Raw genomic sequence first — 26,588 nt, forward strand, 5'->3', positions numbered from 1 at the left:
TTTTATATGGCCGGGGTGCTGGATACAGTCGATCAACGAACACAACTGGTGGGTCAGAACCGGTTGGAGTTGCTGTTGTTTCGATTGAGCGATGATCAGATCTATGGGATCAACGTTTTCAAGGTTCGCGAAGTGCTGCAGTGTCCCAAGTTAACCCAGATCCCGCAACGCAACCCTGTGGTGCGGGGCATCGCCCACATCCGGGGTGGCACCATATCCGTTATGGATATGAACCTGGCCATGGGTAATGCGCCCCTGGATGATATCCAGAACTGCTTTGTCATTATTTCGGAATACAATATGGCGATACAGGGGTTTCTGGTGAAGTCGGTTGAACGTATCGTCAACCTTAACTGGGAGAGCATTCACCCACCACCAAAAGGGGCCGGTCGGGGCAATTATCTGACGGCGGTAACCGAGCTGGACAACCGAATCGTTGAAATTATTGATGTCGAAAAAATCCTGTCCGAAGTATCACCCATGCATGAGGAAATTTCAGACGAAGTGATTCGGCCGGAAACCATCAGTCAGGCCAGTACCAGTGAACTGGCAGTTTTGATCGCCGATGATTCCAGTGTGGCAAGAAAGCAGATCAAACGCTGTGTCGAGAAGGTCGGCGTTAAAACCCATGTGGTGGCGGACGGGCGTCAGGCGTTGGATCATATCCGTGAGATCATCGATGCAGGTGAATCCATCACGGATCGTTATATCATGTTGATATCCGATATCGAAATGCCGGAAATGGACGGCTACACATTAACGGCATCAATCAAGGAAGATCCCCGCACTCAGAATTTGCATGTGCTGCTGCACACATCACTGAGCGGAATATTTAACGAAGCCATGGTGAAGCGGGTAGGGGCAGACAATTTTCTTGCCAAGTTTAAACCCGATAACCTGGCTGACCTGGTTCAGGAGCGTGTTAGCAAAGCCCTTGAACAGCGTTCTGAATAGTTTCATTCAAGGATGACAAAATACTGACATGGTGTTTTCTTCCCGTGATAACTCTCGCTTTGGCGATGGAGAATATCTCCTGTTTCGTCAATATCTTGAGTCTGCCTGCGGTATCATGCTGGGAGACAATAAGAACTATCTGATCGACAGCCGTCTGCGTAAGTTAATGAAAGATCGGAATATTCAATCTTTGGGCGATCTGGTGCGTGAGATTGATCGAGCAGGAAACCGGTCCCTGCGTCAGGATGTCATCGATGCCATGACCACCAATGAGACCCTGTGGTTCCGGGATCGGCATCCGTTCACTTTTCTGCAAGACAACCTGTTGCCTGAGCTGGCCAGGAATCCGGGTGAGATTGCTATCTGGTGTGCAGCCTGCTCCTCCGGACAGGAGCCTTACTCCATCTCCATCTGTGTTGAGGAAATGCGCCGCCGTAGTATGATCCTGGCCAATAAGCAGGTGAGAGTTCTGGCCACGGATATTTCGAGCCGCATCCTGGATCAGGCGCGCAAAGGGATCTATGAACCCCTGGCCCTGAAGAGGGGGATGTCGGATGAGCGTCTGAACCTGCATTTTAAGGCCAATGCTGATGGCAGCTGGGAAATCAAACCGGATATTCGCAAACGCATTGAATTTCGCCCCATTAACTTGAAAGAAAACTTTATTACCATCGGCAAATTTGACGTGGTGTTCTGCCGTAATGTTCTGATCTATTTTTCCAGCGAACTACAGCAACAGATCATCACCAACATTCATCGGGTGCTGAAGCCTGGAGGGTATCTTTTTCTGGGCGGATCCGAGACGCCCAAAGGGTTGAACGACCTGTTTGAAATCCGCTACTACACACCCGGTGTCGTCTACGTAAAGAAGTAGGTGCTTGCCGCCCTCGGTAATCCTTTGCCGCATTACCGTCACATTTCTCACCTGAAATCCCTTAACTTATTGAAACTGTTACTGTTAGAAGCAATGGCACAAGGGTTGCTTTATTGCTCTTATCCTATTCTGAATTGCCGGTTTTATGGCGCAGAATCCAAGACAAGAGGGCGATATGGCAATCAGCATCGACAAACACATGGAGCTTTACCAGCATGCACTGGAGTTGCGTTCGCAGCGAGCCAATGTGTTGGCCAACAATATTGCGAACGCGGATACCCCCGGTTACAAGGCCCGTGATATCGATTTTCAGCAAATGCTCAGGCAGCGTCTGGGTGAGGGAAGTGACCTGGTATCGGTACAAACCAGCGACGCAAACCATTTTTCCACCGTATCCCAGGCGGATACGATCACCGGTCTGAAATTCCGCAATCCCATAAACCCGGCAATCGACGGAAATACTGTGGATGCGCAACAGGAGAAAACCGAGTTCGTGCGCAACACCATGGAGTACCAGGCAGCCTTTGAGTTTCTCAATGGCAAAGTGAAATCCCTGATGTCGGCGATCCGAGGAGATTAATTATGTCTTTGATGAATATATTTGACGTTGCCGGTAGCGGAATGAGTGCACAGACCGTGCGCCTGAACACCATCAGCTCCAATATTGCCAACGCTGAAAGTGTCAGCAGCAATACGGATGAAACTTATCGCGCCAGGGAACCGATTTTTAAAGCCCAATTGCAAGCCGCCATGTCAAATCAGCCGTTTGATTTCAGCGCCAGGCAAATGGATGTGGGTGGCGGTGTGAGTGTGCAGGGCGTGGTGGAAAGCGATGCACCGTTGCAGATGCGTTATGAGCCCGATCACCCCATGGCGGATGATAACGGTTACGTAGCCTATCCCAATGTGAATGTGGTTGAAGAGATGGCCAATATGATCAGCGCCCAACGTGCCTTTCAGACCAACGTGGACGTGATGACATCAGCCAAGACGATGATGCAGCAAGTATTGAGCCTGGGTCGATAAGGAGGGGGAGTCATGGCGATTGATGGTGTTCAAGCGAACAGTGTATTGAGTGATTTGGCATTCAGTAATCAGCCGGAAACGGAAAAATCTCAATCCCAGTCGGACAAGGACATGTTCATGCGACTGTTGCTGGCTCAGATCGAAAATCAGGATCCACTCAAGCCCACGGATCAAACCGACTTTGTTGCGCAACTGGCGCAATTCAGTTCGTTGGAAGGTATCCAGAATCTGAATAGCACGGTACAGGATATCGGTTCTATGTACCGCTCAAGTCAGGCCTTGCAGGCAACGGCGCTGGTGGGCCGTGAAGTGTTGATACCCGGGCAGGTCGGCTATCTGGAAAACGGTGGCCGGATCAGTGGCACCATTGAGGAAGGCCAGGCCTCCGGAGATGTAATGATGATCGTGAAAGATGCCAGCGGGCAGGTGGTGGCAAATCGTGATCTTGGGAATATCGGCAGCGCGGAAACGCCGTTCAGTTGGGATGGCGCCAATAATCTGGGTGAGCCTTTGCCGGAAGGACTGTATTCAATTTCGATAGAAGGGACATTGTCCGGTGAGAATGAAGCGCTGGTGACCAGCGTGTACAGCCGGGTTAACAGTGTCAGTATTGTGGATAATCAAGGCGGGATGTTGCTTAACCTGAATGGTATTGGTCAGGTAGAGTCCAGTGAAATTCAAGAAGTACGTTGATAGCAGGAGAAAGTCATGGGTTTTAATATTGCGTTAAGTGGGTTGAATGCGGCGCAAGCGCAGCTGGACGTAACCAGCAACAATATTGCAAATGTCGAGACCACCGGATTTAAAGGATCGCGGACTGCATTTGGTGATATTTATGCAAATTCCGCCTTCGGTAACAGCGATACTGCGGTTGGTAATGGCGTGCTGTTACAACAGGTGCAGCAACTGTTTGATCAGGGCAACCTGGATTTTACCTCCCAGGCGCTGGATCTGGCCATCAGTGGTGAGGGCTTTTTTGTGCTGTCTCCGGATCAGATCAGCCAGGAGCGCGTGTACACCCGGGCGGGTAACTTTGGGGTGGATGAAAACGGCTTTGTGGTGAACTCCGCCAATCAGTATCTGCAGGTTTTTCCGGTGAACGATGATGGATCGGTCACGGCAACAGCGCTCTCCAGCACCACGCCATTACAGTTACCGGACACTGCGGGTGCACCCCAGTCCACGGCTGAAGTTGAGATTGGTGTAAACTTGCCTGCCAACGCCAGCAATCTCAGTGTGGATGTCTTTGATCCCACCGACGCCAATACCTATTCGGCATCGACTTCCATTACCCTGTACGACAGTCTGGGTGATTCTCATATTGCAACGGCGTACTTTGTAAAGGAGCCCAATCTGGGTACCAGCGGTAACCAGAATACCTGGGGCGTATTTCTAACGGTAACGGACGATACCGGTGGTGTGAACATTGTCGACGTTTATGACGGGGTCGGCGGAGCACCCAGTTCGGAAGTGAATGCCGGTGGTGTGCCTTATGGTGTACTTTCCTTTGATTCACAGGGCGTGTTTCAGGGAACCGATCCGGCAACGGGCATTTATACCGACCAGTTTTCGTTCCTTAACAATGGTGCTGATACCACGCAACAGGTTTACTTTGACTTTGCCGGTAATACGCCGACCCAGTTTGCATCCCCGTTTTCCGTTTCATCTTTATCCCAGGATGGTTTTACCATTGGGCGTCTGACCGGGTTGAGTGTGGATGATCAAGGTGTCATTCAGGCGACTTACTCCAATGGTCAGACCACGGCGGTGGGTAAGGTGGCATTAGCCAGGTTCTCCAATCCGCAGGGCCTGTTGCAGATCGGTAACACAACCTGGCGCTCTTCCACCGCTTCGGGCGAGCCGATTCCCGGTGAGGCGGGAACCTCGAGTTTTGGTTTGATTCAATCCGGTGCGTTGGAAACCTCCAATATCGATTTGACCAAGGAACTGGTCACGTTGATAACGTCACAACGGAACTTTCAGGCCAATGCCAAATCCATCGAGACGGCCAATGCCGTAACGCAGACGATTATACAAATCAGGTAAACGCGTAATTGAAGGAATCCCCGCCTGGCGGGGATTTTTTTTGCCGGTAGATTGTGAAGCGGTCTTTCAAAGTAGTTTAAAAACTGGCAAGCGAATTGCAATTTTCTATGCAGCAAGTAAAAACGATGAGTTTTTGACAGTACGAGGTCAGCAATGGATAAGTTTCTCTATATATCGATGACAGGAGCCAAGGAGGCGTTGGATGCACAGCGATTGCGTGCAAACAATCTGGCCAATGTCTCCACCAGCGGGTTTAAAGCTGACTTTCATCAATACCGGACCATGGCGGTATTCGGTGATCACTTTCCCTCGCGGGCCTATGCGATGAGTGAGCGACCGGGAACCGACAAAAGTGAAGGTGTGTATATGGAAACCGCTCGCGACCTGGATCTGGCCATCAAAGGTAAAGGCTGGTTTGCAGTGCAAATGCCTGATGGCAGTGAAGCCTATACCCGGGCCGGCGATCTGAAAAGGGATGTAACGGGCGCCGTCACCACTGGTACCGGATTACCTGTGCTGGGCGATGGCGGGCCGGTGGTGCTGCCGGAATACGACAAGCTGGTGGTGGGGGTGGATGGCACGCTTTCCATCACCGGGTTGGGCGAGGATGCGTTGTCGTTGACGCAGATCGCCAGAATCAAACTGGTCAATCCCGATGAAAATGAATTGGTCAAAGGTGAAGACGGTCTGTTTCGATTGAAGGGAGGCGGTGAACTGCAATCTGATCCGGAGGTGCAGGTGATTAACGGTATGTTGGAGGGCTCCAATGTGAATCCGGTCAACGAGATGACCTCCATTATTTCTCACGCCAGGCTGTACGAAATGAATGTGAAGATGATGCAGGCAGCCAAGGAAATGGACGAGGCTTCGGCACGGATAATGCAGAACTGAGCATAGTGCCGGATTAACGTCATAACGAATTTAAAACGGCAAATCGATGCCCCTGGGCGGTGATGATTTGCCTTAAACAACGGAGTAGCAACCATGCACGCATCACTCTGGGTAAGTAAAACCGGATTAAGTGCACAAGACACCCGGTTAAAAACCATATCCAACAACCTGGCTAATGTCAGTACCACCGGCTTTAAACGGGATCGCGCCGTTTTCCAGGATCTTCTGTATCAGATCAATCGTCAGCCCGGTGGCCAATCTTCGCAAAATACGGAATTGCCCTCAGGGTTGCAGTTGGGTGCCGGTGTCAGAATGGTGGCCACTCAGAAAGAGTTCACCATGGGCAATATAGAGGTGACGGACCAGGGTCTGGATATGGCGGTGAATGGCCGTGGATTCTTTCAGGTGTTGATGCCGGATGGTTCGATTCAATATACCCGTGACGGGCAGTTTCAGGTTGACTCCACCGGCCAGATTGTTACCTCCGGTGGGTTTCCTTTAGAGCCCGGTTTGACGGTACCGGAAGGCTTTCAGAATGTAACCATCGGTACAGACGGTGTGGTCACCGTGGTGGACGCGCAAACCGGCGATTCCACCCAGATAGGTAATATTCAGCTGGCTGACTTTATTAATCCATCGGGCCTGGAGGCTATGGGTTCCAACTTGTTCCGGGAGACGGTAGCCAGTGGCGCCCCCACCCAGGGTGAACCCGGTCAAAATGGATTGGGCCCGATTATTCAAGGGGCTTTGGAAAGTTCGAATGTCAATGTAGTGGAAGAAATGGTGAATATGATCGAAACCCAACGGGCCTATGAGATGAATTCCAAGGTGATTTCCACCGTTGATCAGATGCTGCAGTTTATCGGGCAGCAGTTGTAATTGAGGGCGGGCACGAAGATGAACGCATCGGTAACTAAACCTGTCTTCGTGGCGCTGCTGGTTGCAGGGCTCACGGCTTGTGTATCGGCTCCTCCTCCCAGGCCGGGAGATGCCCGATACTCGCCGGTAATGCCCGTCTCCGAGCCGAGAGGCGATACAGCAACGGGTTCGATCTATTCCAGCGGCACCGGTATTCGCCTGTGGGAAGATAAACGTGCCCGACGCATAGGTGACATCATCACGCTGTATCTGGATGAACGCACGGTCTCTTCCAAAACCAACACTACGGCCATCGACAAAGAAGACAAGATTGACATGGGCGTGGATAGCCTGCTCGGTGGCAGTCCTTCCGGCAGCCTGAATGGCTCCAATATTAATATGTCCATTAACACCGATAACACCCGTGAGTTTGAAGGCGACGCGAACTCCGATCAGAGCAACCGGTTACAGGGCCAGATTTCGGTGACAGTAGCCGATGTATTGCCCAATGGTGTACTGGTGGTGCGTGGTGAAAAGTGGATGACGTTCTCACAGGGAGACGAGTTTATTCGAATAGAGGGCATGTTACGTCCCTCTGACGTGGCGCCGGACAATACAGCCCTGTCTACTCGCCTGGCGGATGCACGCATCACCTACAGTGGAACCGGTGCGTTAGCGGATGCGCAGGTTCAGGGGTGGGCATCCAAATTCTTTAACAGCAAGTGGTGGCCTTTCTAAGGTATACGATCATGAGAAAATGTTGGGTATTCATTTTTATTGTACTGATTCCGGCCGTGTCCCTTGCCGATCGCCTTAAAGATATATCGGATGTTCAAGGCGTGCGCAGTAACCAATTGATAGGTTATGGCCTGGTTGTAGGATTGGATGGAACCGGTGATAAAACCAACCAGACGCCGTTTACAGCACAGACTTTTCGTAACATGATGGAACAGTTCGGTATCAGTGTGCCTGAAAATCTGACGCCCAAACTGAAGAATGTGGCCGCTGTCTCCATCCACTCGGAATTGCCACCGTTCTCCAAACCCGGCCAGAGAATTGACATTACGGTATCCTCATTGGGGAATGCTTCCAGCTTGCGCGGCGGTACCTTGCTGATGACCCCTTTACGGGGAGCTGATGGTCGTGTCTATGCCATCGCCCAAGGGGACCTGGTGGTTGGCGGCTTTGGTGCCCAGGGTTCGGATGGTTCCAAGATAACCGTTAACATACCCAGCGTTGGCCGCATCCCCAACGGTGCCACCGTGGAGGTGTCTGCTCCCAACCCGTTCCATGAAGGCGATACACTGACATTCAACCTGCATCGCCCTGACTTTACCACGGCAAAGCGTGTCCGAGATGAGATTAACCGTTTGCTGGGTCCGGGAGTGGCGCGATCAATGGATGCCACATCGATTGTGGTAACCGCTCCCCGCGATCCGTCGCAGCGGGTAACGTATCTGTCGGTGTTGGAAAATCTGGAAGTGAAGCCTGCAGAGCCCTCCGCCAAAGTGATCATTAACTCCCGTACCGGTACGATTGTTATTGGGAATAATGTGAAAGTCTCACCGGCTGCGGTTACCCATGGCAATCTGACCGTTACCATTTCCGAAAGCGTCGATGTCAGTCAACCTAATGCTTTGGCTGGAGGCAGAACCGTTGCCAATAATGAATCCCAGATAGATATCGAACAGGATAAAAGTCACATGTTCAAGGTAGGGGACAGCGTTACCCTGGATGACATTGTGGCGGCGGTGAACCGGGTCGGGATGGCGCCAGGTGATTTAATGGCGATTCTGGAAGCATTAAAGCAAGCCGGTGCATTGCGGGCTGAGCTGATTGTGATTTAGTTATGTTAAAGCCTCCTGCCAGCAACTCATCTGATCTCTACCTGGATTTTGCCCAGTTCAATCAGATGCGCAAATTGACCCGTGATGATGAAGGTGCCGCTCTGCAGGCGGCGGCCCGCCAAATGGAAGGCATCTTTCTCAACATGATGTTGCAAAGCATGCGTGATGCTAACGCCGTATTCGCTGAAGGCAACATGCTCGAATCCCGCGATACGCAGTTTTATCAGGGAATGTACGATAAGCAGCTCAGCCTGAATATAAGTAACAGCGGTGGCTTGGGGCTGGCCGACGTGATTGTTAAACAGATGCAGGCGAACTCCGGCAAGGAACTGACAGACGCTGTAACGGACATTACCGGTTACCTTAAGCACCCGCTACCGGCCCGATCACCGGCTTCAGCCTCGCCTCATAATGAAATGGGCGAACCCCTTCATTCCGACTCCACAGTACTTTCCGTAAACCAGGCATCGAATGTGAATGAGAAACCTGAGCCCAGCAGTTGGCGTTCTCCTGCGGAATTTGTTCACGCTATATATGCTCACGCAAAACGCGCAGGGCAACGCTTAGGTGTGGCGCCAGAGGCGATCGTAGCGCAAGCGGTACTGGAGACAGGATGGGGCCAGCACGTCATGAGCGATGGCAAAGGCGGCAACTCATTTAATCTATTCGGTATTAAGGCTGATTCCCGCTGGGATGGTGAAACGGTACGAAAAAATACGCTGGAGTACCGGAATGGAATTGCCGCTAAAGAGAACGCCTCTTTCCGCTCTTACCCGTCATTGGATCAGGCGTTTGCAGATTATGTGGATTTTCTTAATGGCAATAGCCGTTATGAAGCTGCGATCAACAAAAATTGTGAAGCGAAACAATGGGGTTTTGAACTGCAGGGATCCGGCTACGCAACCGATCCAAATTATGGCAACAAAATTGCAAACATTATTGAAAGTGACGTTTTTAAGTCAGCTTTAAACTCAGCAACTGAAAAACTTTAGTGCGGAATACGTAGATGGCAGATCTTGCAGGCATAGCATTATCCGGATTGAGGGCAAGTCAGACTTCGCTCTCGACCACTAGCCATAATATCGTTAATGTCGATACCGAAGGCTACAGCCGGCAAAAAACCGGGCTGGGTACCCGTGTTCCGCAATCCTATGGTGGCTCTTTCATCGGCCAGGGGGTCGATGTTGAAAGTATTACCCGTGTCAGCAATCAGTATGTCGTCGATCAGTTGCGCCGCGATGTGGCTTCCTATAATTCCTTTGACGCCTATTACGAGTATGCGGTTCGGGTTGACCAGCTGCTAGGCGATGATTCCACGGCTATAACGCCTTCAATGCAGTCTTTCTTTGATGCGATGCAGGATGTCTCCAACGATCCCGCATCCATACCCAGCCGACAGGTTTTGATCAGTTCCGGGCAGGCCCTGGTGAATCGTTTCAATGCCGTATACGAGCAGGTATATCAAACCAACGAAACACTCAATATTGAGCTGGACGCAGTTGCCTCCAAGATAACCCAGCTTGGAGAAAGTATCGCTGCATATAACCAGTCGATTCAGGCTGTCTACACCAATAATACCGGCGAGTTACCCAACGATCTGCTGGATCAGCGGGATGAAGCGATACGTCAGTTGTCTGAACTGGTTGGTGTTGAAGTGCTGCAGCAACAGAATCTAAGTGTCAGTATTTTTGTTGGTAGTGGCCAGCCGCTGGTGATAGGGAATGAATCGTTTTCGGTGGAAACGGTTACCAACGATTCAGGATTGAGTCGGAAGGAGCTGGTTATTACCGATGGCACCAATGTGCAAAACATTACCAACCTGGTGTCTGGCGGACGCTTGAGCGGATTACTTACGGTCAGGGAAGAGTTGATAGACCCGGTGTTTAACGAACTGGGCAGAATGGCATTGTCCGTTGCGCAGACCTTTAACGATCAGCATCAACTGGGTATGGATCTAGACAATCAGTTGGGTGGATTATTTTTTGGCGACATTAATTCAAGTGCGGCTGAATTCTCACGGATTGCATCAGATACAGCTAATGCGGGGACGGCGGCACTGTCGGTTACCATTGATGATACCAACCTTCTCACCGCTGAGGATTATCGCCTGCGATTCGATAGTGGCAGTGGTAATTACACGTTGTTTAATGCCGATGGTACGGTGAATGCCACGTTCGCTGATCCTGGTCCGGGAGGCGTGTTTGCCACTACAGATGGATTTACTCTGAACTTCGTCTCTGGTGCACCGGCAGATGGGGATGAGTTTACGGTTCTTCCCACACGCCTGGGGGCATTTGAAATGTCCATGGAGGTAACCGATGTCAGGCAGGTTGCCGCCGCCATGCCGGTAACCACCAATCTACCCTCCACCAATACCGGTGGTGGGTTTGTTGAAGAGGTTGTGGTAGCCGATACCACCACTGCGGATTTCACTACCACACCCTTTGCGCTGACACCGGCTTATCGCGTGGAATTTACCAGTGCCACCACCTATGACGTGGTGAATGCCGGCACCAATGCGATCGTCGCCGGCGGGGTTGCCTTTACACCAGGCCAGTCCAATGGCTTGTTGGAGCAGGCGGGCCTGTTTCCTGCCTCTGGCTATGATGTGGTGTTCAACGGCAACCCGGGTACTAATGACATCGTGGAGATTGACTACAACAACGGCGGTGTCAATGACAACAGGAACGCTCTGCTGTTGGGTGAACTCAGCAGCACGAAGACCATCGCCAACGGTACCGTGACTTTTCAAGGCGCCTATGGGCAGCTGGTCAGTGGTGTGGGCACCCGCACCAATGATGCCGCGGTCAGCCAGGAAGCAGCGGAAACCATACTCAATCAATCACAAGCTCAGTGGGAATCTATCTCCGGCGTAAACCTGGATGAAGAAGCGGCCAATCTGATCCGCTTCCAGCAATCCTATCAGGCTTCCGCCCGGGTTATTCAGGTTTCCAGTGAACTGTTTGACACAATCATAAGTTCACTCTGAGGTTTGATGGGATGGCGATTCGAATATCAACCTCACAAACGTTCACCCAGGGTGCCAACTCTATATTGAGCAACCAGTCAAAGGTGAATGAAACGCAACTGCAGTTATCGAAAGGCACCCGCATACTTAAACCTTCCGACGATCCCATTGGCTCTGCGGTGGCGTTGGATCTACAGAAACAAATTGATAATGCGTTGCAATTCATCTCCAACGGTGAAACGGCGGAAACCAAGCTCGAGGTTGAGGAGTCCGCTCTGTCTAATGTGACGAATATTTTGCAGCGAATACGGGATCTCACTTTACAGGGTGCCAATGCCACGCTGAATCAGACCGATCGTCAGGCCATCATTGTTGAGATCGAACAGCGGCTGGAAGAGTTGATCGGCTTGGGTAACAGCCAACTGGCCAGTGGTGAGTATCTGTTTTCGGGATTCAAAAGTAACGTGAAGCCGTTCATCAAGGATGGTACAGGATCGGTATCCTACGCTGGCGACCAGGGTGTGTTGAATGTCAATGTCAACACCTCTGTGCGGGTTGAAAGCGGCAATAGTGGTGATGAGGTCTTCTTTGACATCAAAACCGGAAATGGATCATTCGTTACCACAGGTAATAGCGCCAACCTGGGAACCGGGGTGATCGGCGATGCTGTGTTGGAAGATCCCACCCTGTATGTGGGTGATCAATACACCATTGATTTCTCCGCCACCGGGTCCGGAGCACTTCAGTATCAGATAACCGGAGCGAATACCGGGCCGGTCTACACTGCACCGCTGCCCCTGTTTGATGAGGACTCCAAGGTGTCGTTCAACGGGATCAGCTATTCCATTTCCGGAGACCCTTCACCTGGCGACAGCTTTGTTGTTGAGCCCAGCTACCGGCAGTCTGTATTTGCCACGGTGAATCAGATTATCTCGGCGCTGGAGATTCCCAATAACACCTCAACCTTGCAGGCTACCTTCCAGAATGCGCTCAATACCGGTTTGCAGAACCTTGATCAGGCTTTAAATCATATTGATGAGGTTCGGGCCAGCGTTGGCAGCAGGCTCAACGTGATTGAGAGTGAAGGCGAAATAAATGAAAGCCTTAAGGTAGAAGCACAATCTGCATTATCGGTAGTAAAAGACCTGGATTATGCAGAAGCAATTACAGAATTAAATAAACGGACCCTGGCGCTACAGGCAGCACAGCAAAGTTTTGTGCAGGTCCAGAATCTTTCTTTATTTGAGTTTATATAGCGCGGATAGGGTTATGAGCACACAAATATTACTACAGCAAGGTCAGTGGAGAGGAGGCTAGGTGACATATTTCATTCAAGCGAATCCAACACCTATGAACATTAACTTAGCCACCCTCACCAACAGACATACAGGGAAGGCGGAGTAGGAGAAACCAAAATGCCACAGATAATCAACACGAATATTTCGTCTATTAACGCCCAGCGTAACCTGAATAAGTCGCAGGGATCATTGCAAACATCATTGCAGCGCCTGTCTTCGGGCCTTCGCATCAACAGCGCGAAGGATGATGCTGCCGGCTTGGCGATTTCAAATCGTTTTACTACCCAGGTGCGCGGTTTGAACGTGGCTGTCCGAAACGCGAACGACGGTATTTCGCTGGCACAGACCACAGAAAGCGCGCTGGATGAAATAACAACGTCACTGCAACGAATTCGAGACCTGGCGGTGCAATCAGCCAATGATACCAACAGTGAAGCCGATAGGGTCTCTTTGCAGGAGGAGGTTGATCAGCTCATCGATGAAATCGATCGTATAGCAAACACCACCACGTTTAACGGGCGCAATGTACTGAACGGATCATTGAGTTCCTATTATTTCCAGATCGGGGCCAATTCCGGTGAGGGTGTCGAGGTATCCGGTGTTGACGCCCGCATTAACTCCCTGGGCAGTCAACCGGGGGCGGTGCAGAGCAGCGTTGAAGACATCACCGCAACCGTTAACGACACCATGACCACCGGTGACCTCAGTGTCCAGATAGGAACAGGTAGTACTGCGGTTGATATTTTTGACGCGGATTACGGTGGTGATATCACCGGCGCGACGCTTGTCGACCTGACCGATCCTACTGCCGATGCTTATGGTACCGGCATTGCCAAGTCGCTGGTGGATCGTATCAACACACTGCGCCAAGACGGTATAGAGGGTATGGAAAGTGTCTATGCGACTGCCACCACCACCTATAACTGGGAGGATGTAACGCCGGTAGCCGGTACCATTACCGAGGCCGATGCATACGTTGGGGCAGGCACACTGGTAAACGGTGACCTGAACATTAATGGTGTTGATATCGGCCCGGTTGAAGTGCAGGAAAAGGACGCCGATGGCAGCCTGGTAAAAGCGATCAACTCAAAATCGGATGTTACCGGTGTAACTGCCAGTATTGATGACAACGGCTATCTTCAGCTGACAGCAAAAGACGGTCGCGACATGGTGATCAATGTTACCGATTCAGCTGCTGATATCCTCTATGATGGGGGGGATACCGCCGATGCCAATGATCTGACCGGTGTGACCAATGATTTCAAGGTTGGTGACATTGTCGTGTCCGCCCAGGACACTATCACGTTGACCACCACCGGCACATTGGCTGATGACAACGTACAGGCTGTGGGTACCATCGCCAATGCGGATATTACTTCCATTGAAGGATCGAATATTACCATGGAGTCAGTTGACAGTGCCTTGGCGCAGATTGATGCCTTCCGCGGTGAGCTGGGTGCGGTGCAAAACCGGTTCGAGTCCACGATTCGAAACCTGTCGGCGGTGTCAGAGAGCTTGACGGCTGCCAATAGCCGGATCCGTGATGCAGACTTTGCCGCGGAAACCGCTAACCTGTCTAAAAATCAGGTGTTGCAACAGGCGGGTATATCCGTTTTGGCTCAGGCCAACGCGCTTCCGCAACAGGTGTTGTCGCTACTGCAGGGTTAATAACAGGCGCCAGCCTGATATAATTAGGCTGCTTATAACGCGAAGCTGCCCTGGCCGTACTGGTCAGGGCGCTTTTGTTATAGCCTGTTGATTTTTGCTATAAGAATTTAAAGATGTGTAACCAAAAGATTTAAATAATTAATCAAGTTGTGTGAAACCACGCCGATAACTTTATTGAACAGAAGATTGAAGTGACACGGCCTCGCCGAGGCTACACCAATCAATAAAGTCCTCAGTTGTTGAGGTCGTGTTGAAATAAACGCAGGAGACACACAATGCCCCAGATCATTAACACTAACATTTCGTCCCTTAATGCGCAGCGAAACCTGAACAAGTCGCAGGGTTCTCTTCAGACCTCCCTGCAGCGTTTGTCTTCTGGTTTGCGTATTAACGGTGCCAAGGATGATGCTGCCGGCCTGGCCATCTCCAACCGATTTACCACCCAGATTCGCGGCTTGAATGTTGCGGTTCGAAACGCCAACGACGGTATTTCTTTTGCCCAGACCACTGAAAGTGCGCTGGATGAGATTACTACCTCGCTGCAGCGGATTCGTGACCTGGCGGTTCAGTCTGCCAACGACACCAACAGTGCTGCTGACCGTCAGTCTCTGCAGGAAGAGGTTGATCAGCTGGTATCTGAAATCGATCGTATCGCCAAAACCACTACCTTTAACGGTAACAACGTGGCCGACGGATCACTCAGCTCCCTGAGTTTCCAGATCGGTGCCAATGCCGGTGAAACAGTAGCGGTGGATGGTGTTGACGCGCGAGCCAGTGCCTTGGGTAGCCAGCCTGGCGCGGTTCAGAGCAGCATCGAAGACATTACCACCACTGTGGCTGATACACTGACCACAGCTGACCTGAGCATCCAGATTGGTACAGGTACTACCGCGGTTGACATCTTTGATGCCGATTACGGTGGTGATATCACCGGTGCTGCGCAGGCTGATTTGATCGACCCTACTGCGGATGCCTATGGTTCAGGTATCGCCAAATCATTGGTGGATCGTATCAACACCCTGCGTGAAGACGGTGTGGAAGGTATGGAAGGCGTATACGCCACTGCCACCACCACCTATAACTGGGAGGACGTAACCCCGGTTGCAGGTACCATCACTGAGGCGGATGCCTTCGTTGGTGCCGGTACCCTGGTAAACGGTGACCTGAATATTAACGGTGTGGATATTGGCCCCGTTGAGGTACAGGAGAAGGATGCCGATGGCAGCCTGGTTAACGCGATCAATGCCAAGTCTGACATTACTGGTGTAACAGCCAGTGTCGATGAGAACGGTTACCTGCAGCTCACTGCGGAAGATGGCCGGGACATGGTGATCAACGTTACGGATGCCGGTGCAGACATTCTCTATGATGGTGGTGATACCGCGGATGCCAATGATCTGACGGGTGTTACCAATGACTTCAAGGCTGGTGATATCGTGATATCCGCGCAGGACACCATCACCTTGACCACTACCGGTACCCTGGATGACGACAATGTGCAGGCGGTAGGTACGGTTGCCAACGCTGATATCACTACCGTAGCGGCTTCCAATATCACCATGGAGACGGTGGACAGCGCGCTGGCCCAGATCGACTCCTTCCGCGCAGGTTTGGGTGCGATTCAGAACCGATTTGAGTCGACTATCCGTAACCTGTCAGCGGTATCCGAGAGTCTGGCAGCTGCCAACAGTCGAATCCGTGACGCGGACTTCGCTGCTGAAACTGCCAATCTGTCCAAGAACCAGGTGCTACAGCAAGCAGGTATCTCGGTTCTGGCTCAGGCTAATGCCTTGCCTCAACAAGCTTTGTCTCTGCTGGGTTAATCCTCAGCAGCAGACGTAGGTTTACAACAAGGTCATTAGTTTGGCGCGGGGCCCGGGATAGAACTCGGGCACCCGCATTTGTTGTATCAGGTGGCGTGTATGATAAGCGATAAGCCTTTAAACACAGATATGAATATTGCTGTTAAGGATGCGGCGGCAATGGTACCGAAAAACCGGGCCATTGATCAGCCGCAAAACAGCGATACTCCGCTTTCCAGGCCTGAATCCAAGGCTGTGGAGGCCTCTGTACCTGTTCCCTCTCAGGAAACTGCCAAGGAAGCCAAGTTACAACCAGAGAAAGAAACTGAACAAGTCCAGAAGGAAGAGCTGAAACAACGGATTAATGAAGCCATCCCCAAAGTCAGGGAACTGTTGCAGAAAAATCAACGGAGCTTGAACTTTAAAGTGGCGGAAGAAGAAAACCGCATAGTAATCACAGTCATAGATGAAGAAACCGACACCATTATCAGGCAGATTCCGCCGGAGGATGTATTGAAAATAGCTGCCTCCATTGAGCAGGGTTTGGAGTTGAGTGGCGGCTCAATTCTAAGCGACAAGGCCTAAAGCTTTAGCCGAGATTGCCGATAATATTTTCATAGCCCCGTACTATACTGGTACTGGGAAGGAAATGGTTTTCCCAGCTGGAACGGGAATTGCAGGTATCAATGCTCGGGGTCGAACATGGCAATCAGTCCCCCCGTGTAAATGCCGAAAGCGAGGTTTTATCTATGGCGTCTATCACCGCTGCCGGAACCGGTTCCGGCCTTGATATTGAAAAAATTATCGAGACGCTGACCAAAGCTGAGCGAACGCCTATGGATGAGCGTCTGGGTACCCGGGAAATCCAGATTCAGGCCGATATATCAGCCTATGGTTCGTTGAAAGGCGCGCTCAAAGATTTCCAGGCGGCATTATCTGGCCTCTCATCACTGACAAACCTTGCCGCTCGTTCTTCCGTATCCTCAGATGAAAGTGTCTTTACAGCCACCGCAGCCAGTGGCGCTGCAGTGGGTTCCACCAACGTTCAGGTGGTGCAACTGGCATCCAACCACAAGCTGGTTTCAACGGCGGACTTTACCGGTGCCTCAGACCAGGTGGGTGCGGGAACACTCACGCTCAGCCTGGGGGCCGAAAGTTTCGATGTTGATATCGTTGCCGCCCAGAACAATACCCTGGCCGGTATTCGTGATGCCATCAACGATGCACAGGATAACCCGGGCATCACCGCCAGCATCCTCACTGTGAGCGATGGCCTGGGTGGAACCGTCTCCAAGTTGGTTCTTACGTCCGATGAAACCGGTGAAGATAATAATATCACGGTGGCGGTGGCCAACGACTCTGACGGCAACGATTTGGACAATTCCGGGCTTTCTGCCTTTCTCAATGCAAACATGTCGGAAAAGAGTCAGGCACGCAACGCTGAATTGTTGATTGATGACGACTATACGGTAACCAGTAGCAATAATGTATTTGCTGATGCTATTGAAGGTGTCACCATTACTGCGGTGTCGACCAATGTCGGTACCAACGAAACTCTGACAATTGGGCTGGATAAATCCGAGATCAACACTCGCTTAACTGAATTCGTTGAAGCCTTCAACACGTTGAGTGACACGCTGAACTTTTTAACCGACTACGATATTGAAACTCAGGAAGCGGGTTTACTGACTGGAGATTTTGCTGCGCGAACCATCGAAACTCAGATAAGACGTACTATGTCTGATGTGATTGAGGGTGCCAGCAGCTCATACAGTACCCTGGCTTCAATTGGCATCACCACCCAGCGTGATGGCAGTTTGGGATTGGATGCCAACAAGTTGTCTTCGGCACTCAATTCCAATTTTGATGATGTGGCCGAGCTACTGGCCGGTGATCAGGGTATCGTAAAAACACTGGACGATAAGCTGGAAAGCTTTTTGCGCAGTGACGGTATTCTGGCAAGCAGAAACAATACTTTCCTGGCCCAGCTCAAAGATATTGATGAGCAACGGGAACAGCTGAATCTCAGAATGGAATCCTTCGAGCAGCGACTTCGGTTGCAGTATACCAACCTCGATATTCTCGTGGGTCAACTGCAGAGCACCGGTGATTTTGTCAGTCAGCAGCTGGATATTATTAAAGCCGGAATAACCGGTAAGAAATCGAACTAAGGTGAAACGCATGAACATGGCCAAAGGCGCTCAGCAGTACGCGCAGATGAACAAACAGACCGGTGTCGAAAATGCCAACCCTCATCAGTTGATCGGCATGCTATACCAAGGGGCCTTGGATAACCTGCAACAGGCCATCGGCTGCATAGATCGAAACGACTATGAAGGGCGTGGGCGTCATTTGGGAAGAGTAATCACCATTCTGGGTGGCTTGCAGGGCTTCCTGGACCATAAACAGGGTGGCGAGATTGCGGAAAACCTGGATGGATTGTACGAGTACATGAGCGTTCGACTGTATGATGCCTCACGGGAGCACAGCAAGGCACCGGTGGAGGAGGTAATAGGCCTGTTGAAAGAAATTAAGGCCGGTTGGGATGGTATTGCCGACCAGGCCCGTGAAATCTATTCACCCGATCCCTCTCCGGTTAACGAGTAGACGTGTTATGTTGCAGCAGGTAGTCAATTACAGGCAGCGCATAGAGCGTTCATTGGAAGAACAGGACTTGGCGGAATTGAAGGAAGTCAGCTCTGAATGTGAAGCGTTTATGAGAGCCAATCTTACGGCGGTGAGCACCGGCACTACACACCTGGCCGACCTGGTTGACGAGTTGGAATCCCTGGTAAGCGTCTATAGCAAAGCGGTGGCGGTGGTTACCAGCGCGAAAGAGCACACAGTAAAACAAATCACGTCTTTGGGAAAAACCCGAAGCAACACCAAAACTTACCTCGATGTTGCTCGTCACCTGAACCCTTAAGCTCTGAATCCGGGCGTCCCTCAAAATTTCTTGTGTCATAAATTTGACTGATCCACTGGTTATAGACTTTACTGAATCATAACTATTAAAAATGCGTCAAAAAGCGCATCCAACTTTACGTTTTTTGACGTAACCGGTAAAAGATTGGCGAATATGTGGCGAGAAATTAAAGTTTTATTGCTGGATCACAACAAAGAGCGATGTCGTGATCTTAAGGTTATTTTGGATTTTATCGGTGAAGAAACCATTATTGCCAGTGAGGAAGATATCGACCAGATAGCGGTTGATCATGAAAGTGGCAGCATCACCTGCGTCATACTGAGCCAACTGGATAATCCGGCCCACATTGCCGAGAAACTGGTGGAGTGGGATCCTTCCTTACCCATTATTCTGGTGGACGACGCCGAGCTGGATACAGACAACGAAGAACTCCGCAAAGCGGTGATCGCAACCATCGAAACCCCGCCCAACTACACCAAGATGATGGATACCCTGCACCGAGCCCAGGTCTATAAGGATCACATGATAGCCGATCCCGCCCGGGCACAGCGGCGTGAGGCTCAGCTGTTCAGAAGCCTGGTGGGCACCAGCCGCTCTATTGTTCAGGTGCGCGAACTGATGGCACAGGTGGCCGATAAAGACGTTAATGTGCTGATCACAGGGGAGTCCGGTACGGGTAAAGAAGTTGTGGCCCGTAATCTTCATTACAATTCCCATCGAAGGCACAAGCCTTTTGTGCCAGTGAATTGCGGTGCAATACCCCACGAATTGCTGGAAAGCGAACTCTTTGGACATGAGAAGGGGGCGTTCACCGGCGCCATAACCAGTCGGCCGGGCCGGTTTGAGTTGGCGCAGGGGGGCACAATCTTTCTCGATGAAATCGGTGACATGCCGCTACATATGCAGGTGAAGCTGTTGCGGGTATTGCAGGAAAGAACCTTTGAGCGGGTGGGTGGTGCAAAAACGTATCACGCTGATGTTCGGGTGATTGCCGCCACGCACCAAAATCTTGAAGACCATATTACGGATGGCAAATTCAGGGAAGATCTTTATTACCGAATTAATGTGTTCCCGATTGAAATGCCACCTTTGAGGGAGCGTACGGAAGATATCCCACTGCTGCTAAACGAGCTGGTGGCCAGAATTGAAAATGAAAAACGGGGCTCCATTCGCTTTAATTCGGCCGCCATTATGGGGCTTTGTCGTCATGAATGGCCAGGCAATGTTCGCGAGTTGGCAAACCTGGTGGAGCGACTGGTTATCACCCACCCCTATGGGGTGATTGGCGTATCGGATCTTCCCAAGCGCTTTCGCCATGTGGATGACATTGACGAAGACAGAGAAATGCCGCTTGAAGTGGCGGATACCGGCATGCTGCCGGGCTACGTCAGTATGGATACCCCAGCGCTGTTGCCCGTCAATGGTATCGACCTGAAGGAATACCTGTCTAATCTGGAATGCAATCTTATTCGACAAGCATTGGATGATTGCAATGGCGTGGTCGCCAGAGCGGCAGAGAAGTTGAAGATCAGGCGTACGACGTTGGTGGAAAAAATGCGTAAGTATGATTTGAATCGGGTTTAGTTCCCCGGTTGCGCCATATTTATGGCGCAACCCCTTCTTGTAAACTCTAATTTGCTGATTTTAAAAGCCAAAAAAGTGTTGGCATAAGGTTTGCTGTTTACCGGAAAAGCGTCAAATTAAGGTGCGATTTCCATGAGAGCAGTATTAGCCGAACCAAAGAGCAATGAGCAGCGCAAACCGTCTTCGGAGCGTCCGGCCCGGCGTGATTTACAGAGCCGTCTGCAAAGTACGTTTTCTGCGTTCAGTGATATTTCCAGCCAATTGACTCGATCCTATCTGGATCTGGAAAAAAGAGTTGATGAGTTGCAAAAGGAACTGGTGCACGCAGACTATGCCCTGGTACAAGAGCATTACGCGAAAGAGGCGCTCTCGGAACGTGTTCAACTGATTGTGAATACGATGCCTGTAGCGGTGATTCTGTTGGATGGGCGTGGCGTGATCATGCAGGCCAATACCATCGCAGAGGCGTTGTTTGAAAGATCATTGCCAGGTGAACGCTGGATCACAGTTATTAATGAATGCTTTGCACCAAACCCCACGGATGGCCATGAAATCGCGTTGAAAAACGGCAGGCTAGTGAGCCTGGCTACCCAATCGATGACTCATGAGCCCGGTCAAATCATAGTGTTGAATGATCAGACTGAAACCCGGCGCCTGCAAACCAAGCTAAACCACCACCGTAAATTGTCCGAAATGGGAAAAATGACGGCGTCACTGGCGCACCAGATTCGAACCCCACTATCCACCGCAATCCTTTATGCCGACCACCTTGCGTCAGAGACGTTGACGGATGAGCGCCGCTTACGCTATGCGGACAAGCTCAAAAGCCGCCTTCTGCAGTTGGAGCAGCAGGTACGCGACATGCTGATCTTTTCCAAAGGGGGTGTTGTGCTGGAAAGTGTGCTGCCCATCTTTCAACTGGTTTCGGTATTTCAATCCAGGGTAGAGGATTATTGCCAGGCGGGAAGGGCTCAAATTGAGTTTGTTCAGGATATACCGTCCGGCTCGGTACGCTGCAACCCGGACCTGCTAACCAGCGTGTTTTCAAACCTGATCGATAACGCCATTGAAGCCTGTGAGGGCGTCGGAGTTCGCGTCAAGATTCGCGTCAACGTTTCGCCACAACAGGGTGGGCTAGTAAATTTCATGATTGAGGATAATGGCCCGGGTGTGTCGGAAGACATTGCCGGACAGGTAACAGAGCCGTTCTTTACCACCAAATCCACCGGAACCGGTTTGGGGCTGGCGGTGGTAAAAACGGTTATCGAATCCCACGGCGGATATTTTTCTATTTGCAATGGTACTGAAGGTGGCGCCAAGGCCTGTATGTCTCTGCCCCTGATTCAGGACGATTTGCTGCTTTCCAAGGAGGCATAATGATGAGGATAACGAACGTATTAGTGGTTGAGGACGACTCTGATCTGCGCGAAGCCATCATGGATACTCTGGATGTGTCAGGATACGTCGTAGAGGGCGTAGACTGTGCCGAAGCCGCATTGGAATGGCTACAACAAAAGCAGTGTGAACTGGTCATCTCTGATGTGAATATGCCGGGTATTAACGGTTATCAATTGATGCGTGAAATTGCCACCCAGTGGCCTCAGCTTCCGGTTCTGATTATGACTGCGTATGGCAGCATCTCAAATGCGGTGGAGGCGATCCGCAATGGCGCCGTGGATTATCTGGAGAAGCCGTTTTCCACCGAGAAACTGGTGGGTGTGGTGGAAAAATATGTGCGTGTCGAACTGGATGATTCCGAGCCGGTAGCCGAAGACATCGAAACCCGAAAAGTGTTTCAGTTGGCGAAGAAGGTTGCACAAACGGATTCCAGCGTCATGATTATGGGCGAAAGCGGCACCGGTAAAGAGGTGTTGGCACGGTTTATTCACCGTAATTCCCCCCGTAACGGCAAACCCTTTATCGCGATCAACTGTGCAGCAATTCCAGAAAACATGTTGGAAGCTACCCTGTTTGGTCACGAGAAGGGTGCGTTCACCGGCGCTTATCAGAGCTGTGCCGGTAAATTCGAGCAGGCAAATGGCGGCACGTTGCTATTGGATGAGATTTCTGAAATGGATATCAACCTACAGGCCAAACTGCTGCGGGTGCTGCAGGAAAAAGAAGTGGAACGCATCGGAGGCAAGCGTACGATTGCGTTGGATGTCAGAGTATTGGCGACAACCAATCGCAATCTGAAAGAACAGGTGGCCGCCGGTAAATTCCGCGAGGATCTGTACTATCGTTTATGTGTTTTCCCCCTGATGTGGAAACCATTACGGGAACGTAAGGCGGATATTATCCCGTTGGCGCACAGACTGATTGCCATGAAGCAAGGGCAACGCTCGGTGTTGCTCGATCCCTCCGCTGAACTGGCCCTGATGCAGCACAACTGGCCAGGCAATATTCGTGAACTGGATAACGTCATTCAACGGGCGTTGATTCTCTGTAGCCATGACCGCATCACCGGTGAGGATATTTTTATCCCGGATGCGGCCATGAATATGTCGGCCGATGTAGAGCTGGAATCAGAGCTGGAAGCCGGCGGTGCGTTGGGGGAGGATCTGAAGAAAAGGGAGTTTGAGCTGATTATCGATACTCTGCGCACAGTGGGTGGCAGCAAGAAACAGACCGCAGAGAAACTCGGCATTAGTCCGCGAACCCTGCGTTACAAACTGGCCAGAATGCGTGAATATGGCATAGATGTTGAAAGAGTCTGTGCATAGACCAAAAAGTGTCAAAATCACATCAGTGAGAGGGTTCAACTATGTCAGGGTCAGTGTCGGGGACAACGGAAATGCATTCATTATTGGCACAGATGCGCGAGCTGCGCAGCATCGCCAATATGGAAGCACCCCAGAGCCAGAACATCAATATTCCGAATCAGTCGGAGCCCCAGTTTTCTTCCATGTTCAAAGACGCCCTGGATAAGGTCAGTGAGTTGCAATCCACTTCCGGTGCCCTGCAGGAAGCCTACATTCGCGGTGACAGCAATGTGGACATTACACGGGTAATGGTGGCGTCACAGAAATCCAGTATTGCATTCCAGGCGGTGGTTCAGGTACGCAACAAACTGGTGGAATCCTATAAAGATATTATGAACATGCCGGTGTAAGTTGAGCGCAGTTCGGAGCACAGATCATGGCGGATGATAAAACAAACGAGAGCGGCGGCTTCGCGGTATTGGAAGGGATGGGTGGTTTAGGGGTCATCAAGCAGATTGGCTTGATGATTGGTCTGGCCATCAGCATTTCCCTGGGCCTTTGGGTGGTGTTGATGTCGCAGGAGCCGGACTTCAGGCCACTCTATACCGACATCTCCCATCTGGAAGCCGGTCAGGTGGCTGATATTCTGCAGCGGGAGAATATTCGTTTTAAAGTGGATACGACTTCCGGCATGTTACTGGTGGAATCCGACAAGATTCACCAGGCACGGATGAAGCTGGCCGCTGAGGGTTTCCCGGCAGGCAATACCTTGGGGTATGAACTGTTGGACAAGGAGCAGGGTTTCGGTACCAGTCAGTTTATGGAGAAAACCCGTTACTACCGCAGTATCGAAGGGGAGTTGGCCAGAACCATTTCCAGCATGAACCGGGTGCGCGGTGCCCGCGTGCACCTGGCCATACCCAAGCGTTCGGTATTCGTCAACGATCGTCGTAAACCCAGTGCGTCGGTGTTCGTGGAATTGTATCCCAACCAGAGCCTTGAACGCATGCAGGTCGCCTCCATCGTGCACCTGGTGGCATCGTCCATACCCGAGCTGGAAGACAAGCATGTGACGGTAGTGGATCAGCGGGGTCAGCTGCTGTCGGAAACAGATGCTGATGCGGATATCGCCGTTGCCGCCAAACAGTTGGATTATGCGAAATCCCTCGAGCAAAAGTACATTGAGCGCATTGAAGGGATTCTTGATCCCATTGTTGGTAACGATGGATTTAAGGTGCAAGTCAGCGCCGATATCGATTTCAGCCAAACTGAGCAGACTTCAGAGTTTTTCAGTCCCGATCTGCCTGCGGTACGCAGCGAACAGACCTTAAGCGAAGTGGTGGGTGCCGGTGGTGCCTCGGCGGGTATTCCCGGGGCACTCTCCAACCAGCCCCCGGGCGCGGTTACGGTACCGGAGCAGGCTGGCGCGGCAACAGCAGAAGAGGCAGCCGCCTCGGGTAATGTGCGTAAGCAGGCAACACGTAATTTTGAGTTGGATCGCACCATCAGTCATACCCGACATCAGGTGGGAGTGGTAAAGCGCATTACCGTCGCAGTGGTGTTGGATAATCTTCTGGTACCGGCGGCCGAAGGCGCAGAAAGTAATGAACCACAAAGCGTACCCTTGACTGATGCCGAGATGGAGCGCATTCGTATACTGGTGCGGGATGCCATCGGTTTTGACGCCGCCCGTGGTGACAGTGTCACCGTTGTGAATCAACCGTTTCGTAAATACGTCCCTGAGGCGTTGGCCGATATTCCCCCTCCACCTCTTTGGGAGCAGCCCTGGTTCTGGGATCTGGTCAAGCGTGGCGCCGGTTTTCTTCTGGTTATCTTCCTGATTTTTGGAGTGTTAAGGCCTATACTGAAGAAGCTGGCAGACTCCGGGCGTGACGACACCATGGCCGCCCTGGAATCCCAGCTCGGTGAAGGTTTGTTGGCCGGAAGCGGGGCAGAGGGCGAGACGCCGGATGTCACCCTTACCGGTGCTTCCAACCCACTTTTGCCGGGGCCTGACGCATCCTACGATCAGCATCTGGATGCGGTAAAATCCATGGTGGCAGACGATCCGCGCAGGGTGGCCCAGGTGGTGAAAACCTGGATAGCGAATGAGTGAACAAAAGGCAAAAGCAAAAGTATCCGTAGAATCGTTGCCTGCTATTGAGAAGGCAGCGATTCTATTAATGTCATTAGGAGAAGAAAACGCCGCAGAAATTCTCCGTCATATGGGCCCGAAAGAGGTCCAGAAGATCGGCTTGACCATGGCCAAGCTACAGAATGTGCAAAAGGATCAGGTGGAGGCGGTCATGACCGACTTCATGAAAGTGATCTCGAATCAGACGGCTCTGGGGGTGGGGGCCGATGGCTATATTCGTAAAATGCTGGTGAACGCCTTGGGTGAAGACAAGGCCGGCACTCTGGTGGATCGCATTCTGACGGGGGGCAATACCACTGGCCTGGATACCTTGCGTTGGATGGACGCGCGCTCTGTTTCCGATATGATCCGTTTTGAGCACCCGCAGATTCAAGCCATTGTCATCGCCTATCTGGACCCCGACCAGGCAGCTGAAACGTTGAAGTATTTCGACGAGCGCGTGCGCCTGGATATTGTCATGCGTATTGCAGCACTGGAATCCGTGCAGCCTCATGCCATGAAAGAGTTGAACGATATTCTGGAGAAACAGTTTGCCAAGCAGACCGGCTCGGCATCCACCGACCTGGGTGGTTCCAAGTGTGCGGCGGATATCATGAATTTCCTCGACACCAATGCCGAATCCGCGTTGATGGAAGCGATCAAGGAAGTGGATGAAGACCTGGCCCAGGAAATTCAGGATCTGATGTTTGTGTTTGATAACCTCGCGGATGTGGACGATCGGGGTATTCAGGCACTGTTGCGTGAGGTCTCCTCTGAATCCCTGATCCTGGCACTGAAAGGCGCCGATGATGTGGTCAAAGAAAAGATCTTCGGCAACATGTCCAAGCGTGCGGCCGAACTGCTGCGTGACGATCTGGAGGCCAAGGGGCCGGTGAAACTGAGTGAAGTGGAAGGGGCGCAGAAAGAAATTCTGGCCATTGCCCGACGCATGGCGGAAGCCGGCGAAATCGTGTTGGGCGGCAAGGGTGGCGAGGAGATGATCTAATGGC

General features: G+C 51.5%; 25 protein-coding genes and 2 pseudogenes. All 27 read left to right on the forward strand.

The features are described 5' to 3' along the window. Positions 1-6 precede the first annotated feature (6 nt). The 27 genes and pseudogenes from D9N13_RS15605 to fliG all read left to right on the forward strand — a co-directional run bounded on the left by D9N13_RS15605 (position 7) and on the right by fliG (position 26,584). Entirely contained in the window at positions 7-954 is a 948-nt protein-coding gene (locus D9N13_RS15605; protein WP_290591973.1) for a chemotaxis protein, read from the forward strand. A 28-nt stretch (positions 955-982) separates the two neighbouring features. Then, positions 983-1,828 carry a CheR family methyltransferase gene (locus D9N13_RS15610; RefSeq protein ID WP_290591975.1) on the forward strand — a complete coding sequence of 282 codons (846 nt, stop codon included), beginning with the start codon at positions 983-985 and terminating at the stop codon, positions 1,826-1,828. Positions 1,829-2,003: 175 nt separating this feature from the next. Then, positions 2,004-2,408, forward strand: a complete 405-nt coding sequence (gene flgB, locus D9N13_RS15615) for a flagellar basal body rod protein FlgB (RefSeq protein ID WP_290591977.1) — start codon at positions 2,004-2,006, stop codon at positions 2,406-2,408. Between the two features lie 2 nt (positions 2,409-2,410). After that, the gene (flgC, locus tag D9N13_RS15620) at positions 2,411-2,854 is read left to right on the forward strand and encodes a flagellar basal body rod protein FlgC (RefSeq protein ID WP_290591979.1); all 444 of its coding nucleotides are present in this window, start codon (positions 2,411-2,413) and stop codon (positions 2,852-2,854) included. 12 nt (positions 2,855-2,866) lie between these two features. After that, positions 2,867-3,547: a flagellar hook assembly protein FlgD gene (locus tag D9N13_RS15625; protein ID WP_290591981.1), complete on the forward strand. Its 681-nt coding sequence runs from the start codon at positions 2,867-2,869 to the stop codon at positions 3,545-3,547. A gap of 15 nt (positions 3,548-3,562) precedes the next feature. Beyond that, the gene (flgE, locus tag D9N13_RS15630) at positions 3,563-4,900 is read left to right on the forward strand and encodes a flagellar hook protein FlgE (RefSeq protein ID WP_290591983.1); all 1,338 of its coding nucleotides are present in this window, start codon (positions 3,563-3,565) and stop codon (positions 4,898-4,900) included. Positions 4,901-5,053: 153 nt separating this feature from the next. Continuing rightward, positions 5,054-5,791, forward strand: a complete 738-nt coding sequence (locus tag D9N13_RS15635; protein WP_290591985.1) for a flagellar basal body rod protein FlgF — start codon at positions 5,054-5,056, stop codon at positions 5,789-5,791. A 93-nt stretch (positions 5,792-5,884) separates the two neighbouring features. Further along, positions 5,885-6,670: a flagellar basal-body rod protein FlgG gene (gene flgG, locus D9N13_RS15640; RefSeq protein ID WP_290591986.1), complete on the forward strand. Its 786-nt coding sequence runs from the start codon at positions 5,885-5,887 to the stop codon at positions 6,668-6,670. Positions 6,671-6,688: 18 nt separating this feature from the next. Then, positions 6,689-7,387 (forward strand): flagellar basal body L-ring protein FlgH, encoded by a 699-nt coding sequence (gene flgH / locus D9N13_RS15645; protein ID WP_290591988.1) that lies wholly within the window; start codon positions 6,689-6,691, stop codon positions 7,385-7,387. 11 nt (positions 7,388-7,398) lie between these two features. Beyond that, a complete protein-coding gene (locus D9N13_RS15650) occupies positions 7,399-8,496 on the forward strand; it encodes a flagellar basal body P-ring protein FlgI (protein ID WP_290591990.1) in 1,098 nt (365 codons plus the stop codon). Positions 8,497-8,498: 2 nt separating this feature from the next. Beyond that, positions 8,499-9,488, forward strand: a complete 990-nt coding sequence (gene flgJ, locus D9N13_RS15655; protein WP_290591992.1) for a flagellar assembly peptidoglycan hydrolase FlgJ — start codon at positions 8,499-8,501, stop codon at positions 9,486-9,488. Positions 9,489-9,502: 14 nt separating this feature from the next. Continuing rightward, entirely contained in the window at positions 9,503-11,485 is a 1,983-nt protein-coding gene (gene flgK / locus D9N13_RS15660) for a flagellar hook-associated protein FlgK (RefSeq protein ID WP_290591994.1), read from the forward strand. A gap of 11 nt (positions 11,486-11,496) precedes the next feature. Continuing rightward, positions 11,497-12,720, forward strand: coding sequence for a flagellar hook-associated protein FlgL (gene flgL, locus D9N13_RS15665; RefSeq protein WP_290591996.1), 1,224 nt, complete (start codon positions 11,497-11,499; stop codon positions 12,718-12,720). A gap of 159 nt (positions 12,721-12,879) precedes the next feature. Continuing rightward, positions 12,880-13,908: pseudogene (locus D9N13_RS15670) on the forward strand (flagellin hook IN motif-containing protein); the annotation flags it as partial. A 21-nt stretch (positions 13,909-13,929) separates the two neighbouring features. Then, entirely contained in the window at positions 13,930-14,430 is a 501-nt protein-coding gene (locus D9N13_RS24345; protein WP_411268184.1) for a flagellin, read from the forward strand. Between the two features lie 275 nt (positions 14,431-14,705). Next, positions 14,706-15,731: pseudogene (locus tag D9N13_RS15675) on the forward strand (flagellin hook IN motif-containing protein); the annotation flags it as partial. A 24-nt stretch (positions 15,732-15,755) separates the two neighbouring features. Next, the gene (locus D9N13_RS24350; RefSeq protein ID WP_411268185.1) at positions 15,756-16,253 is read left to right on the forward strand and encodes a flagellin; all 498 of its coding nucleotides are present in this window, start codon (positions 15,756-15,758) and stop codon (positions 16,251-16,253) included. Between the two features lie 99 nt (positions 16,254-16,352). Further along, positions 16,353-16,817: a flagellar protein FlaG gene (locus D9N13_RS15680; RefSeq protein WP_290592002.1), complete on the forward strand. Its 465-nt coding sequence runs from the start codon at positions 16,353-16,355 to the stop codon at positions 16,815-16,817. 164 nt (positions 16,818-16,981) lie between these two features. After that, positions 16,982-18,403: a flagellar filament capping protein FliD gene (fliD, locus tag D9N13_RS15685; protein ID WP_290592004.1), complete on the forward strand. Its 1,422-nt coding sequence runs from the start codon at positions 16,982-16,984 to the stop codon at positions 18,401-18,403. A gap of 10 nt (positions 18,404-18,413) precedes the next feature. Further along, positions 18,414-18,839 carry a flagellar export chaperone FliS gene (fliS, locus tag D9N13_RS15690; RefSeq protein ID WP_290592006.1) on the forward strand — a complete coding sequence of 142 codons (426 nt, stop codon included), beginning with the start codon at positions 18,414-18,416 and terminating at the stop codon, positions 18,837-18,839. Positions 18,840-18,846: 7 nt separating this feature from the next. Next, a complete protein-coding gene (locus D9N13_RS15695) occupies positions 18,847-19,158 on the forward strand; it encodes a hypothetical protein (protein WP_290592008.1) in 312 nt (103 codons plus the stop codon). 153 nt (positions 19,159-19,311) lie between these two features. Then, positions 19,312-20,742 (forward strand): sigma-54 interaction domain-containing protein, encoded by a 1,431-nt coding sequence (locus D9N13_RS15700; protein ID WP_290592010.1) that lies wholly within the window; start codon positions 19,312-19,314, stop codon positions 20,740-20,742. Between the two features lie 132 nt (positions 20,743-20,874). Next, on the forward strand, positions 20,875-22,119 hold the full coding sequence (locus tag D9N13_RS15705; RefSeq protein ID WP_290592011.1) for a sensor histidine kinase: 1,245 nt from the start codon (positions 20,875-20,877) through the stop codon (positions 22,117-22,119). Continuing rightward, on the forward strand, positions 22,119-23,465 hold the full coding sequence (locus D9N13_RS15710; RefSeq protein WP_317622514.1) for a sigma-54 dependent transcriptional regulator: 1,347 nt from the start codon (positions 22,119-22,121) through the stop codon (positions 23,463-23,465). The genes D9N13_RS15705 and D9N13_RS15710 overlap by 1 nt, the downstream gene beginning before the upstream one ends. A 71-nt stretch (positions 23,466-23,536) precedes the next feature. Next, on the forward strand, positions 23,537-23,854 hold the full coding sequence (gene fliE / locus D9N13_RS15715; RefSeq protein WP_290592012.1) for a flagellar hook-basal body complex protein FliE: 318 nt from the start codon (positions 23,537-23,539) through the stop codon (positions 23,852-23,854). A 26-nt stretch (positions 23,855-23,880) separates the two neighbouring features. Then, positions 23,881-25,560 carry a flagellar basal-body MS-ring/collar protein FliF gene (fliF, locus tag D9N13_RS15720; RefSeq protein ID WP_290592013.1) on the forward strand — a complete coding sequence of 560 codons (1,680 nt, stop codon included), beginning with the start codon at positions 23,881-23,883 and terminating at the stop codon, positions 25,558-25,560. After that, a complete protein-coding gene (fliG, locus tag D9N13_RS15725; RefSeq protein ID WP_290592014.1) occupies positions 25,553-26,584 on the forward strand; it encodes a flagellar motor switch protein FliG in 1,032 nt (343 codons plus the stop codon). The genes fliF and fliG overlap by 8 nt, the downstream gene beginning before the upstream one ends. Positions 26,585-26,588 lie beyond the last annotated feature (4 nt).

The sequence above is a fragment of the Ketobacter sp. GenoA1 genome (assembly GCF_003671475.1).
Classification (GTDB): Bacteria; Pseudomonadota; Gammaproteobacteria; order Pseudomonadales; family Ketobacteraceae; genus Ketobacter.

What these genes read in the sequence shown, in the direction of transcription:
- flgL (WP_290591996.1), top strand. Translation starts at nt 11,497, where the DNA reads ATGGCGATTCGAATATCAACCTCACAAACGTTCACCCAGGGTGCCAAC.
- D9N13_RS24345 (WP_411268184.1), top strand. Translation starts at nt 13,930, where the DNA reads ATGGTGATCAATGTTACCGATTCAGCTGCTGATATCCTCTATGATGGG.
- D9N13_RS15700 (WP_290592010.1), top strand. Translation starts at nt 19,312, where the DNA reads ATGTGGCGAGAAATTAAAGTTTTATTGCTGGATCACAACAAAGAGCGA.
- flgG (WP_290591986.1), top strand. Translation starts at nt 5,885, where the DNA reads ATGCACGCATCACTCTGGGTAAGTAAAACCGGATTAAGTGCACAAGAC.
- D9N13_RS15710 (WP_317622514.1), top strand. Translation starts at nt 22,119, where the DNA reads ATGATGAGGATAACGAACGTATTAGTGGTTGAGGACGACTCTGATCTG.
- flgH (WP_290591988.1), top strand. Translation starts at nt 6,689, where the DNA reads ATGAACGCATCGGTAACTAAACCTGTCTTCGTGGCGCTGCTGGTTGCA.
- fliG (WP_290592014.1), top strand. Translation starts at nt 25,553, where the DNA reads ATGAGTGAACAAAAGGCAAAAGCAAAAGTATCCGTAGAATCGTTGCCT.
- D9N13_RS15695 (WP_290592008.1), top strand. Translation starts at nt 18,847, where the DNA reads ATGTTGCAGCAGGTAGTCAATTACAGGCAGCGCATAGAGCGTTCATTG.
- flgB (WP_290591977.1), top strand. Translation starts at nt 2,004, where the DNA reads ATGGCAATCAGCATCGACAAACACATGGAGCTTTACCAGCATGCACTG.
- D9N13_RS15680 (WP_290592002.1), top strand. Translation starts at nt 16,353, where the DNA reads ATGATAAGCGATAAGCCTTTAAACACAGATATGAATATTGCTGTTAAG.
- D9N13_RS15610 (WP_290591975.1), top strand. Translation starts at nt 983, where the DNA reads ATGGTGTTTTCTTCCCGTGATAACTCTCGCTTTGGCGATGGAGAATAT.
- D9N13_RS15625 (WP_290591981.1), top strand. Translation starts at nt 2,867, where the DNA reads ATGGCGATTGATGGTGTTCAAGCGAACAGTGTATTGAGTGATTTGGCA.
- D9N13_RS15650 (WP_290591990.1), top strand. Translation starts at nt 7,399, where the DNA reads ATGAGAAAATGTTGGGTATTCATTTTTATTGTACTGATTCCGGCCGTG.
- fliE (WP_290592012.1), top strand. Translation starts at nt 23,537, where the DNA reads ATGCATTCATTATTGGCACAGATGCGCGAGCTGCGCAGCATCGCCAAT.
- flgK (WP_290591994.1), top strand. Translation starts at nt 9,503, where the DNA reads ATGGCAGATCTTGCAGGCATAGCATTATCCGGATTGAGGGCAAGTCAG.
- flgJ (WP_290591992.1), top strand. Translation starts at nt 8,499, where the DNA reads ATGTTAAAGCCTCCTGCCAGCAACTCATCTGATCTCTACCTGGATTTT.
- fliS (WP_290592006.1), top strand. Translation starts at nt 18,414, where the DNA reads ATGAACATGGCCAAAGGCGCTCAGCAGTACGCGCAGATGAACAAACAG.
- flgE (WP_290591983.1), top strand. Translation starts at nt 3,563, where the DNA reads ATGGGTTTTAATATTGCGTTAAGTGGGTTGAATGCGGCGCAAGCGCAG.
- D9N13_RS15605 (WP_290591973.1), top strand. Translation starts at nt 7, where the DNA reads ATGGCCGGGGTGCTGGATACAGTCGATCAACGAACACAACTGGTGGGT.
- D9N13_RS15635 (WP_290591985.1), top strand. Translation starts at nt 5,054, where the DNA reads ATGGATAAGTTTCTCTATATATCGATGACAGGAGCCAAGGAGGCGTTG.
- fliF (WP_290592013.1), top strand. Translation starts at nt 23,881, where the DNA reads ATGGCGGATGATAAAACAAACGAGAGCGGCGGCTTCGCGGTATTGGAA.
- D9N13_RS24350 (WP_411268185.1), top strand. Translation starts at nt 15,756, where the DNA reads ATGGTGATCAACGTTACGGATGCCGGTGCAGACATTCTCTATGATGGT.
- flgC (WP_290591979.1), top strand. Translation starts at nt 2,411, where the DNA reads ATGTCTTTGATGAATATATTTGACGTTGCCGGTAGCGGAATGAGTGCA.
- fliD (WP_290592004.1), top strand. Translation starts at nt 16,982, where the DNA reads ATGGCGTCTATCACCGCTGCCGGAACCGGTTCCGGCCTTGATATTGAA.
- D9N13_RS15705 (WP_290592011.1), top strand. Translation starts at nt 20,875, where the DNA reads ATGAGAGCAGTATTAGCCGAACCAAAGAGCAATGAGCAGCGCAAACCG.